The sequence below is a fragment of the Timaviella obliquedivisa GSE-PSE-MK23-08B genome (assembly GCA_019358855.1).
In the GTDB taxonomy this organism is placed as follows: Bacteria; Cyanobacteriota; Cyanobacteriia; order Elainellales; family Elainellaceae; genus Timaviella; species Timaviella obliquedivisa.
The window spans coordinates 101,589-114,412 of sequence record JAHHII010000003.1; the positions used below are offsets into that span (position 1 = coordinate 101,589).

Here is a 12,824-nt window from a genome sequence, read left to right on the forward strand (position 1 = left end):
GCTAGTTGCAACTAATTCTCAATATTCTTGCACAGTTCGCTAATCACTTGAAGCGATCGCCGATTTTTTTAAGAAACAGGCGGAACACGAACTAATAAACGCGATCGTAAGGACTGAGGTATTTTAGCTGGCAACACGTAGCCGTCTTCACTTTGCCTGTAAATTTGACTGAATTGCAGCAACGCATCAGCGATCGCCTCAGCAGGTAGATCGACAAAATGATAGGTGTATTTTTCAGGACAAGCAAAAGTGACAGAACAAGGGCGATCGCACGTCCATAAACATCCTACAGCTTGAACATTTAATTTATTATGCTCAGACTGATTCTGATTGAGTTGTTGTAACTGATTGAGTAACAGCACTCCTTCTGTGATTGTCTCTTCGGTGACATCATCATGGGCGATCGATGCGCTACAGGATTTGCAAACAAATAGCGTATGTTTTGTCATCATAATGGAGTTTCAACAAGATACTTGAACAGGTCATCAATCACTAAATTGGCAGCAGTCGTTCCACTTCCGATCCAATAACTTGGCACCTGATAAATTTTGTTTTGTTTTACTGCTCTCAAGCCTTGCCAAAGTGGATCAGACTTGAGTTCCGCTAATTTTTGTTGAGCTTGTTGGTTGGCTTCCGCCGTGTTTTCACCTGTCCAGATAAACATTACATCACCATCTGCTTGATGCAGCAACTCGCGGCTAATGGAAACTTGAATTTCATTGTCAAATCGCTTTTTTGCTTCTGATGCAGAAATGTTTTGGGCTTCAGGGCGCAGCAAGCCAGCATCCTGCAAAATCGTGCCGCAAAATGACTCTTTCAGGTAAAGATTCACGCTGTCTGGATAGATGCGAACTACAGAGACTTCTGTTTGCTTTAAGCGTTCTCCCATTTTCTGTCTGAACTGATCCAGTCGCTTATCATAGTCATTCATTACTTGTTTTGCAATTTCTGTTTTTTGTAGTATCCGAGCAACGTCCATAAAAACATCTTTCCATTGACCACTGTGTTCAAATCCATACAAAATTGTAGGCGCAATTTGTGAGGATTGAGAGTAGATCGTTTGGTGATAATCTTGTCCTATGATTAAATCGGGCTGAAGTGCTAGTATCTTTTCGAGGCTTGGTTCGCCTACATTGCCAATATCCTCAATCCCTATTAGATCTTGTTGCACCTGTGATGCAAACTCATCTGAAAGCGTAGCGCCAATCGGTTTAATGCCGAGGGCGATCGCAAACTCAAAGGTTGTTGTGTCTAATACCACCACTCGTTGAGGTTGCTTTGGAATGCAAGTTTTCCCCATTACATGAGTAACCCTGTAGCAGTCTTTCGATTGAGGCGAAGAGACTTGATTAGGTGCAGATGCGCAGGCGGTAGCGATGCCGATCGCCAGAATCATCAGCGTTAAAAAGCGCAAAAAACGAGGAATAAACCGCATAATTGTCTTGCCATCTAGAACGTGACTGATACTGAACCAACGACTGATAAAGGTTCTCCGGGTGCATTGGCTTCTCTAAATCCTTCGCTGTAACGGATGTAGTCTACATCGAAGAGATTCTGGACGTTCAGGGCAATTCGCCAATTATCGTGTCGATAAAAGATAGCAGCATCGTTACGCAGATAGCTGGAAAGCTCGTAAGTGTTTTCAAAATCACCTGGACGATTGTTCACGTAGAATAGCCCTAATCCAAACCCTAATCCTTGCAGCGTTCCAGTTTGAATCTCATAGGTTGTCCACAGGCTGGCGCTATGGTCTGCCACGTTGTCAGGTGTATTACCTTCAGGAATAAACGACTCTTTAGTAACTTCGGCATCAATATAGGCATAGGAGGCGATCACATTCCAGCCATCCAAAATTTCTCCAGCAATATCGAATTCGATGCCACGACTACGGATTTCGCCTACACCTAGGGAAAAATCTGGGTTATTGGGATCGGGAGCCGCCACGTTTTGTTTGGTAATTTCAAACGCTGCCAAATTTGCAATTAAGCGACTGTCTAAAAACTCGCCGCGAATTCCAATCTCAAACTGTTCACTAATTTCTGGCTCAAGAATTGAACCGTCCACTGTGGCATCAAACAGGTTGGGTGAAAATGCCTGACTGTAGCTGGCATAGAGAGACAGGGGTTGAATCGGCTGATACACAATTCCTACACGCGGCGTAAATCGTTCTACAGTATCTTCGGTCGTCGTGTTTGTTGTAATATCCAGCGATCGGTAATCAAAGATATCAAATCGACCCCCAAGTAGTAGCTTCAGATTGTCTGTAAAGGAAATTTGATCTTGCAAATAAATTCCTAAGTTATCTTGTCGGCTGTTGCCATTTCGCACGATCAGCGTCAATTCTTCCAAGCCGGGCTTGGGTGTATTGACTGCTCCTGCGGTGAAAATATTAGTGAAGAAGCCAGGATCGCCGGGCAGCCGTTGCTGCTGACCCCTAGTCGTTGCCCGATTTAAATCCACTCCTACCAGCAGTGCGTGTTCGATCGCTCCAGTTTCAAACTTGCCCACAACATTGGTTTGGAACACGTAGGATTCAGCGTAATCATCATTCGATCGCCAGCGTTGCTCCAATCTGCCAGAATCTTCAATTGTCCAAGACTCTAAACGAAAATCAAAGGTGTCCACTGACAAATAGCGAAAAGCATTGCGTAACGTCCAGTCGTCATTAAAACGATGTTCTAGACGATAACTGGTGCTGAGTTCCTCTGTGCTGGCGATTGTATCAGGATTTTGAAACAATCGATCGCGCGGAATGTCAGCAACTCCATCTCCAATGGCAGGAATGCCTCGATCGAAAGGGCGATCGGCTTCCGCATAAGTTGCATCAAAGGTAACGGTGGTGCGATCGCTGATATTCCACGTTAGAGAGGGTGCAATCACAAAGCGATGGATATTCTGGTCGTAGTCGCGGAATCCATCTTCTACTTCGTACAATGCATTTAAGCGATAAAGTAGCTCGCCATCGTTATCGAGCGGCCCCGTCAAATCAAGACTGGGACTGATAAAACCAAAGCTGCCACCTGATGCTTCAAAGGTGTAAAACGGCTCCGAAAGCGGTTGCTCTGTAATGATATTCACCACGCCACCGGGTTCAATGTTGCCGTAGAGAACAGAGGCAGGCCCTTTTAGTACTTCAATTCGTTCAATTAACTCGGCATCAGCAATACCAATCGAACTAAACGCATTGCGTCGGAAACCATTTTCTAAAAATACATCTGATTGGAAGCCGCGAATGTTGAAGCGATCAAGCGAACCGCCAAAACCATCGTCTACCTGCACTCCACTGACGCTTTGCAACGCCTCACTGACGCGATCGACCCGTCGATCCCGTAGCAATTGCTGCGGAATGACTTGAATGGATTGTGGAATGTCGCGCAGTGGCGTATCGGTTCGCGTTGCAGTTGTAGCATTGTTCGGTGTATAACCCTCATCCTGCTCACCCGTCACCACGACCTGAATCGCATCCTCGTCTGTTTCTGTTGTTTCTGTTCCCAGACTCACACTCAACACCAACCCTTGTGCTTCCGTCCTGACTACGGCTGTGGGAGGCGCATCCGTTCCTGTAATTGCCACCCGCACGCGATCGCGAAGCGCTCCCGGAACGGTATCGCCAGGGAGACTGGTAACAGTAACTAATGCAATGCCCTCAATAGGATTTGCGGATTGAAATTCGTTGCCATCTACTAACGCTAACGTCGCGTTATCAATATCGACAATTAACGCATTGCCAACGACCGAAGTTGCAGCAGATTGAGACAGTTCTCCAGTGGTTTCTAGCTGCAATTCCAACCCTTGCGCCGTTGAATTTAATTGCACTCCTGTAATTTGCACAGGTACAGCAGTGGATTGAGCCAACCATTCTGCAACCGTCGTGGCGGGACGATCCAGTTCACTGAGATTCTCTTCACTTAGCTGGGAAGTAACCGTTATTGCGACTGGTTCTTCCTGCACTTTCGTTTCCACAGGTGCCGATCGCCCAGTTTCTTCGCTAGCAGGATTAACTTCTGCCCAAGCAGGAGAAGCCATGAGCAATAACATGAATGCCAATCTTGCCGATCGCCAAATTTGGTTGAAAACCACGCCACACACCGCCGTAAATTAATTAAATCAAGAATTATTCTCAATAGAATAGTAGTAAACAGTAGTGGATTGGCGATCGCATTGACCACTATACGGAATTTTTTGAACGCTAGGCGGAATTTTTATAGCTAGATAAATACTCTCTGGGTGTTACCCCAAACTTTTTACGAAATGCAGACGCAAAATAACTGCGATTGGCAAAACCGATCGCTTGAGCAATCTCAGAAATATTTAATTGGCGTTCTTCCAGCAATTGTTGAGCTTGCTCTAACCGATAATCATGTAAAAGACCAAACGCAGTGGTGTCAAACACCTGACGAAAGCCTCGCTTCAACGTGCAATCATTTAATCCAACCTGTCGCGCCAATTCCATTAAAGAGGGTGGATTATCTAAGCGCTGCATTAAAATTATTTTTGCTTGATGAATTCGATCAACATCATCGGGTTTCAATGGATAAGCACAAGAAATAGTTTTTTTATTGTCGCGCAGTTTTAATTCTTCTTCTACTAACAGCGCCATCAATTCCCAAACTTTGCTCTCCAAATACATCCGCTTGGTAATACCCTGAAAGGGACAATGGAGAATTTGCTGCACTGCTGTTTGCATCATGCCTGTCGTTGTGCCAGAACGATTGTAATAAATTTGAGAAGAAGATTTAATTAAATGCTGTAACTCTTGTGGAACAGACTCTGCGGTTTGATTTAACCAAGTTGTGAATATCTCTTGCTCAATATGGACATTGACATCTATCTGCTCAGTGTTAACCCATTCGCTGGTTTCGACGGGAGCTAACCCACTACCACACAGGGAATATTGCCCTGTACGAGCAGAACTCTGCTGATTTTTGTATCCACCCGCCAGATGAAAGCTGTACTCCAAAGGATGCTCTCTCTCCGGTAATTGCATCGTGACAGTGTCATGCAGCTGATAGTGAGCGATCGCCAATTCCACGCCATCCCGCAATCTAATCTCGCGCCAATAGCCCTGACCCAATTGCTCAGGATATTTCCAAGTGATATCAAACTTATCATCACTAAAGGCATTTTGTTCTTCTACATCTTGAAACAATGCCCAGTAGTCAGATTGAGAGAGTGCGATCGCCATATTAACGTGATTATGTTTAATTGCAAATCATTCCTATTATTAATACCTTAATCTCTAGCAGGATTGCAATCCAGAACAGCAGTTGCACAGTTAGGCACGAGCCTAAAATTTGCTAAAGTAAAGGGAATTCGGTTGTGCGTCTACTGCCTGATTTTGGCACATAACAGCTAAGGTTAGCGGTTGCAGATACCCTTGAACTCAGTACCCCGATCGCCTGTCAATCCAAGGCACTGATGCACTGACGTTGTTAGCTGGAACACAGCCCTATAGGCATCAGCTATGCCTACACAAACCACTTTGCGGGTGCTTTTGGAATCACAGAAAATGCTGAAACCCCTGCCTTAGCAAATAACTTTCAGGATTGCTCAGGAATCATCGTGCCTATTTTTGAATTTATTCCATCAAGTTGAAAAAACCATGAAGTCTGTCCTAGCTTAAGTCGGTGGTCAGAAAAGGAGTTATCAAGCAGTTTCTGGCTTTCATCCAACCGAGCAGGCAACGATCGCAAGCCAATTGTAGTGAAACTTGAAAGCTTAACGTTGGGTGTCCAAAAGCTACAGAAATTCCTGTTTATCCTATTAGAAGCTGGTTCGCGCCCTACCTCATCTTTCAAATCACCGCGACGATGCTATAAAAAAACGATCGCCAGAGGGATAACTCTAAAGGTTAAACTCAAGGAGGTTACAATTAGCCCCATAGGTCAGGCAAAGAATGGCTAATTCATTGCTCGGTTGAGCGACCATCTTGTCAAAGTGACCAATCTTGCTAATAACTGCAATCCTAGAAGTTGGACAAACAGAGGTTTTGCGATGGAAGCCCGAAAACCGGATCAGGAAGCTGCGAGACTTGAAGCCCTGAGACAATATCAGATCTTAGACACGCCTTCGGAACAAGCGTATGATGACTTCACTTTATTAGCCTCGTTCATCTGTGAGGTTCCGATCGCCCTCATTAGCCTGGTAGATGCAGATCGGCAGTGGTTTAAGTCCAAAGTGGGCTTAGAGGTGAGCGAGACTGCTCGGAATATTTCGTTTTGCGGTCACACCATTTTAAGTGATAAAACCTTGGTAGTAAATGATGCTCTTTGTGATCAACGGTTTATCAATAACCCTCTCGTTACCTCCGACCCATCAATTCGCTTTTACGCTGGTGCCCCGCTGATCAGCCCAGAGGGACATACTCTCGGTTCTCTTTGTGTCATTGATCGACAGCCGCGATCGTTGTCAGAGTTGCAGAAGACAGCGCTGGAGTCACTGGCAAGACAGGTTGTTGCCCAACTAGAATTACGGCGAGTTTCGGCAAGACTTGCTGAATCTCTCGACAAAATTAAGCAGATGGAAGGGCTGATTCCCATTTGCTCTTACTGCAAAGGCATTCGCGATGACCAAGGCTATTGGTCAACGGTTGAGCAATTCATTAAGCAGCATTCAACCGTGGAGTTTACCCATGGCATTTGCAATAATTGTATGCAAGAGCACTTCCCTGATGTAGCCATGGTTTTGCTAAAAGACCCTTAATCAGGTCGTGTTCCACACATAACAGGCTGAGGGGATTATTGCGGAAGTTGATAGTAGGTGTCCTGGTGATTAAGGACACATTTATTTATCCGATTGGGTCTAATCGGATAAACTCAAAACGGCTTGTCGATCGGGATGCAGTTCATCAGTCAGCGTTCGCAGGACGCTCAACTTCTTGGTATAGCTGAGAAAATTGTTGAGGTTATGGGCACGATTACTCACCCGCCTAGATACTAGGAGAACTGACGGCAGCAGAACTGACGATCGCTGTATAACAGACTCTGAGGGAGTTGCTCAAACTATAAGGATTGTAACAGTAGGAATAAAGTAAAAATTTCGCTCATTTAACCCTTATTAGAGTAGTTTAGTTAGGTCAAGACCTTCTCAATAAGAATAAGCCTGCTCCATCGCTAATGTAGTATCTACATCTGTAATACCCCAACTGAATTTAGTTTCAACTTGTACTGTACTTAGGGAGAATACTCGTGAGTTTTACAAGAAGAGCCATACAGACAATATGGCTGATAATTTTTCTTGCATTTTGCCTTCCTTCAGGCATTGCCTATGGTGTAGAAATTACCTCCTTAGTCGGAGAGCCTTCGCAACTAACAGTTGCCACCTTCAATGTCGAAAACCTTGATCCCAAAAAGGAAGCAGTCTCCAAGGTTGATGGCAATACAGCCAGAAACGTTGATGATGATGTGCAAAGCGGTAAGTTTGTAGCTTTAGCAAACCAGATTGTTACTAATCTTAAAGAACCGGACATCATTGCTTTGCAAGAAGTACAGGACAATGATGGAGCCGAACTGAGTTCAGTGGTTGACGCTGATCTGACTGCCAAAACTCTGACTGATTCCATCGAATCTGCCGGAGGTCTAACCTATCAATATCAGGAAATTTCTCCTGAGAACGGACAGGATGGAGGTCAACCGGGTGGCAATATCCGAGTAAGCTTTTTGTTCAATCCTCAACGAGTTAAGCTAGAGAAACTTGAACGTTTTGCAGATGATCCAGCTTTTTTGGAGAGCCGCAAGCCTTTAGTGGGTGAATTTACGTTTAACAATATTCCCCTTACCCTAATTAATAACCACTTTGCTTCCAAAAGTGGGGGAGCGGCTTCCGACACACAGCGGATAGCTCAAGCCAGAATTGTTAACAAATTTATTGTAAATCGCCTGAATACTGACTCAACGGCAAACATCATTGTTCTTGGCGATCTGAACGATACTCCGAATTCCCAACCAATAAAAGCCCTTGCCGGAACTAATCTGAAAAATTTAGTAGACAATATTCCATTGGCAGATCGCTTTTCTTTTATATTTAGAGGGAGCAAGGAGCAAATTGACCAGATCCTGATTACCCAAAACTTATTTAGTAATGGGAATCCTGAGATAGAGGCTGTTCACATTAATGCAGGTATACGTAACTCAGCTAGCGATCATGACCCTGTGATTGCTCGATTTACTCTATCTGCCCCTGGGGCACTTGCTCCTATTCAACCGTCTCCTGTGGTTCGTCCTAACCCACCAGCCGCTACGTCAAACACAATTCTTCCTGGTATTACAGGAGACAATTTACTGGAAGAGCTAGATCGGCTTTACTCTCCTCGTATCAGTCTTGGTTACGGCAGTGCCAGAGACCTACTCTATACGGAAATAGATAACCAAGGCGGGATAGTCACAGATATCTACAGCGGCTATAGTGTTTCAATCAAAAAAAATTCGGCTAAACCTAGAGAGGAAGCTGCGCAACATAGAATTAATGCAGAACATGTATGGCCGCAAAGCATGGGAGCTAAGGGTCCCGCAAAAAGCGATTTACATAACCTTTTTGCCTCAAGAGCAGAGGTTAACAGCGATCGGGCAAACTTTCCATTTGCAGATATTCCTGATAGCCAAACCACATCTTGGTACCTTGATGATGACGAACTATTTGTCAAACCCAGTCCACAGGATATTGACAAGTATAGTGAATTCAAAAGGGGAGCTTTTGAACCACGAGAAGCGAAGAAAGGAGACATTGCTCGCGTAATGTTCTATTTCCGCACAGTGTATCCAGAACTAGCAGATGAGAATTTCTTTGAGGCACAACAAGATACGCTTTGTAGATGGCAAGCGGATGATCCAGTTGATGCCATTGAGATGACTCGCAGTCGTGCGATCGCTAGAACACTTCAAGGTAATGAGAATCCATTTGTGTTAGATTCTACACTGTCAAAACGAACCTATTGCCGCTAGAAAATACAGGAAGTCTTAACTCTATTGGGAAATAGTTTGAGACTTCCGTTTTCGGCAAATAAGTAAATGCATTTCTCGACCAATGAAAGTATGAAAATCCGTTTCCCCTGCCCTCGCAGGGCAGGGGCTAGGGGTTAGGTTGAGTGGCTAACGCAGCGAGATAAACCTCTCCCCAACCCCTCTCCTGAAGGAAAGGGGCTTTGAGCAGGTTCATACTTTCATTCAGCAACGCTGGAATTCGTAGTCTTAGGCTCTCGTTCTTTAGATTGGCGATCGCCTTTATTTGTAACGCGATCGCATTTTCAATTCTGAGTGGAGCTTCGGCAATCAGAAAAAGTGGATCTATATTTCCATCGTTTCTAGGCTCCATCCACAAAATCCAAAGGGAGTCTCCCAATGCGTGAATCTTAACGATATGCTATTGATCCGACATTTCTACAAGATTGTCGTCTACGCCTCACCTTCCATTACCAAGAACTGTAACGCGAAACCAATCCGAGCATTTGTACCAATATTGCCCAATATCTTGCAGAAGCCGCCGCTGATCTCTCTAAGCTTGAAGCAGAAGCCGCTCAGTCTAATGTAGCTTAGGTGGAATTTCGATCGCATTACCTCCACAATCTGTTCAATTACAGGGGTAGTTCACAGATTTCTTCCTAAGGGCTGCCTTTCTCTATTCTCAGAAGAGACTAAGCGAAGTACTTTAATGCGATCGCTCAACCCTCCAATTCTACATCACTGACAAAATGATTTTTCTCGTTCCTTGAGTGAAGATTAGGAATAAGAAAAACCTAACTTTATAGCCTTATAGCCTTCCATTTTAGTTAATCGCAACAACGAATTAGAGATTCTATATATAGTTATTGCTCTTTAGAAGCTAGTTCTATACTCAATGTGGACGACATTCGTATAGCTTAGCGATCTGTGCATCGAGTTGAGCAACATCTCTATATCCAACTGAGATAAGACTCATTAAACTCAAAATCGTCCATGATGCATACTTACATATTTCTGTAAGTTCAGCCTCATCTACACTATTTCTTAAGCCTCTGTGAACTATCTTTGATCTCTTGTCATAAAGACTTTTTACTGAACTATAAACAACATCAATTTCATCTGATGTTATGAACTGATAGTCGCTAAAAGCAGCTAGAGCAGAGATGCCGCGCGCTAAAGCGCCAGCAACACCTTTTTCTTTGTGTGAAAATATACACTCAAGGGCAGTCCAATACTTTAGGAATGAAATATCCCAATCAAATTCATTTTGAGCTTCACCTGACCAATACATTGCTGTTAACAGACATCCTTCTAGCTGTGCCCGGTCATTACTATTCATATTCAGTATTCTAACAATTTCATCAAAGTAAAGTTTTTCTTTAATTTCATTCAGTCTTTCTTGGTTGACAGGGAAGTCTTGTGACGGTTTTCTTGTTACATTCCAGTGAAAGGAAAGATTTCCAGAAAATGCTTCTTTAGCTAAAACTTGGTTTTCATCAACATACGTTTCAGATACAACATTAATCTTCAGTAAATTTTCATGTATGCGTTTATAGAAAAGAAGGCATATCAGATATCTAAAATAATTAATTGTTTCTCTTGTTCTAAGTTCTGCAAGCTTCTTAGAAGATTTAGAGTCGCCCGAACAACGGCACCTTATACAAACTCTATTTAAAAAATTTTTCTCTATAAACTCTGTGTATGTACCGTTTTGGTTTGTATCATCGCCTGTAGATAAGACTTCATTCATTACCTCTTGATTAAATTCTAATATTTGAATTGAACCAAAATCTATTTTTGAGATGCCAATTAGCTTAATACCTTCTAAGGAAAAGTAAAAATCATAGAGCTTTAATTTTGAATCAATTCTACAAAACAAAGTCTTTAACACCTCCTCAAACTCTCTCGGATGATTTGACTCTTCAATAAAAGATAGTTCTGATTGAAGCTCATACTTAACGCTTTCATAAACTGTTCCAAAGCTATAGCTATTTTTAATTTCAGGGATTGCATAAATAGCTTTAGCGAAATTCCTAATCTCTTCTCGTGCTCTCTCTTTGGGATAAATATAGCTTCCAGAGTTCATCCTTAATTTATATGTAGCTACCTCAACCAATGAAAGCTTCATAGCTTCTTGGGAATCGCTAAAGTACTGATTAGTTTTTAATAAGACGTTTTCCCAGATATTTTTTGCTATCCGCTTGGACTTTGGATGCTTGAAATTAAAAACCATCAAATGAGCTAGGGTAATGATTTGGCACTTATCGACAAACTCAAGTAATTGCCTATTAGCAACCTTACTTAAGTTAGACCTAAATAGTAACAGATAACCTTGTAAACGATTGCCAAGACTGGAAGTGTGAGTGGCACGAGTTGTAATTAGAGTAAGCCGTTTCTGTCTAGATATCCCATTGTCGGAATTAGACAGAGACCCAACTTTCTAAACGAGCCGCTCTACTAAATGCTACAAAAATCCCTTTGCCCCTTGACTTTCACTGACAAATCTCGGTATTCTCCAAAGCTAAGGCTGTGTGCAATGAAACACAGTCAGACCCCAAAAACCTAGCACCGCCCATCGCTGTTAGCAGCAGCAGATGGACGGCTAACCCCCAAACTGTACTCAGCAGTCTGGTGGCTGTCGGAGATTTTAACATCCCCTAGCCGCCCTGATTCGCTACGACTTGATGGGCGGCTAGGTTTTGGGTTTTCTGTACCCCGAAACTCAAAGGATGACAACCAATGAATACAAGCTTGAAAAGCAAGCTACGAAGCAAATTGCCCATTCAATCGGCGGTTGACGCTCAGAGGGCTGCGTTGCCCCAACCAATTCCTCAGCGAGAACAACTGGCAGTGTTGCTGATTGGCTCCCCGGATGGCGTGCGCGAGAACATCCACGAATTACATCAGCGGGGCTATGCGGAAGCGGGAACCTGGAGTGGGCTATTGCCTGCCCCGAACCCAGGTGAAGTGATGAGCGTGCTGATCCGTTATCGCTTGGCATTGTAAGCGCGCGCTTTAAGACACCCGCAAGGGGTCGCTAACCAAACAACGGGATGACAGCGGTATGCACTAAAGTTCTAGGCGCATACCGCTCTTTCGACGATCAGAGACTTAATATTCGTAAGGCGCATCTGGCTTAGGAATCTTCGTTAGAGCCGTCGCCATTACCACTAACTGCCGCTTACCACTTAAAGTCTGAGTTGCCATTTTTCCCTCTACCCGCAGCCATTGATCAGGCGCGTAAGTAGAACGACTTCCCTTCAACTTCACCGGAATCCCGATCGGGTAGGCATCTGCCGCACAGCAAGTAATCACAAAGCGAGACAACGTTAAAACATCATCGGGCTGATCCTTGACGTGAATTACAAACCCTTCAATCTTTGCTTTTTGATCCTTGTAAGCATCCGGCTCTGGATAAACATTGAGCGTCCGCACCCACTCGGTTAACGTTCGTTCTTCGGGTCTGCTTTTACTGCGAAACGACTGCGGCTGCGATCGCGTCAACGTCAACGTATCCGTCACGCCTCGGTCAAGTGCAGTCTGGCTGGCAAACGGCTGAGGCGTAAAATTTAGCCCAAATAACGCCACCCCTAACAGCAATCCACTCCCAAACGGAAACAATGAAAAGTGTGGCATTGCCTCAGCCGCCTGTGCCCGCGCCCGTGCTAATCGTCGAGAAGAACGATTAAGCGATCGCCCCACCAACTTCACTATCTTATACAATCCCAATCCCATCAAGAAGAATCCTGCGACATAAGCCAGCCACACATAATCAGGGTGCAGCAACAGATTAATTTCCTTTGTCCAACAAAACTTTAACAGCAGCAAGCTCCAAGTCAGAATGGCAGCAGTATCAAGCAACGCCATCAGGAGCGGCAAACGAGAGAA

The 12,824-nt window shown here is 44.0% G+C and carries 10 protein-coding genes; 3 read left to right on the plus strand and 7 right to left on the minus strand.

Annotated elements, in window-relative coordinates; genetic code table 11:
• Window positions 1-68: 68 nt before the first annotated feature.
• The 4 genes from KME11_06370 to KME11_06385 all read right to left on the minus strand — a co-directional run bounded on the left by KME11_06370 (window position 69) and on the right by KME11_06385 (window position 5,185).
• Window positions 69-452, minus strand: coding sequence for a DUF1636 domain-containing protein (locus KME11_06370; protein MBW4514834.1), 384 nt, complete (start codon window positions 450-452; stop codon window positions 69-71).
• A complete protein-coding gene (locus KME11_06375) occupies window positions 449-1,435 on the minus strand; it encodes an iron-siderophore ABC transporter substrate-binding protein (protein ID MBW4514835.1) in 987 nt (328 codons plus the stop codon). The genes KME11_06370 and KME11_06375 overlap by 4 nt, the downstream gene beginning before the upstream one ends.
• A gap of 14 nt (window positions 1,436-1,449) precedes the next feature.
• Window positions 1,450-4,089 (minus strand): TonB-dependent siderophore receptor, encoded by a 2,640-nt coding sequence (locus tag KME11_06380; GenBank protein MBW4514836.1) that lies wholly within the window; start codon window positions 4,087-4,089, stop codon window positions 1,450-1,452.
• Window positions 4,090-4,189: 100 nt separating this feature from the next.
• Window positions 4,190-5,185, minus strand: coding sequence for an AraC family transcriptional regulator (locus KME11_06385; protein ID MBW4514837.1), 996 nt, complete (start codon window positions 5,183-5,185; stop codon window positions 4,190-4,192).
• Window positions 5,186-5,994: 809 nt separating this feature from the next.
• Here KME11_06385 and KME11_06390 point away from each other — a divergent pair.
• Both KME11_06390 and KME11_06395 read left to right on the plus strand, forming a co-directional pair.
• A complete protein-coding gene (locus KME11_06390; GenBank protein ID MBW4514838.1) occupies window positions 5,995-6,702 on the plus strand; it encodes a GAF domain-containing protein in 708 nt (235 codons plus the stop codon).
• Window positions 6,703-7,187: 485 nt separating this feature from the next.
• A complete protein-coding gene (locus tag KME11_06395) occupies window positions 7,188-8,939 on the plus strand; it encodes an endonuclease (GenBank protein MBW4514839.1) in 1,752 nt (583 codons plus the stop codon).
• Between the two features lie 127 nt (window positions 8,940-9,066).
• Here the strand turns inward: KME11_06395 and KME11_06400 are convergent, their stop codons facing one another.
• Together KME11_06400 and KME11_06405 are read right to left on the minus strand one after the other, a co-directional pair.
• Complete coding sequence (locus KME11_06400; protein ID MBW4514840.1) at window positions 9,067-9,309, minus strand: hypothetical protein; 243 nt, start codon at window positions 9,307-9,309, stop codon at window positions 9,067-9,069.
• A 519-nt stretch (window positions 9,310-9,828) separates the two neighbouring features.
• The gene (locus KME11_06405) at window positions 9,829-11,169 is read right to left on the minus strand and encodes a hypothetical protein (GenBank protein ID MBW4514841.1); all 1,341 of its coding nucleotides are present in this window, start codon (window positions 11,167-11,169) and stop codon (window positions 9,829-9,831) included.
• Window positions 11,170-11,711: 542 nt separating this feature from the next.
• Here KME11_06405 and KME11_06410 point away from each other — a divergent pair.
• Entirely contained in the window at window positions 11,712-11,942 is a 231-nt protein-coding gene (locus KME11_06410) for a hypothetical protein (protein MBW4514842.1), read from the plus strand.
• A 105-nt stretch (window positions 11,943-12,047) separates the two neighbouring features.
• Here KME11_06410 and KME11_06415 read toward each other — a convergent pair whose 3' ends face one another.
• On the minus strand, window positions 12,048-12,803 hold the full coding sequence (locus KME11_06415) for a TIGR03943 family protein (protein MBW4514843.1): 756 nt from the start codon (window positions 12,801-12,803) through the stop codon (window positions 12,048-12,050).
• Window positions 12,804-12,824 lie beyond the last annotated feature (21 nt).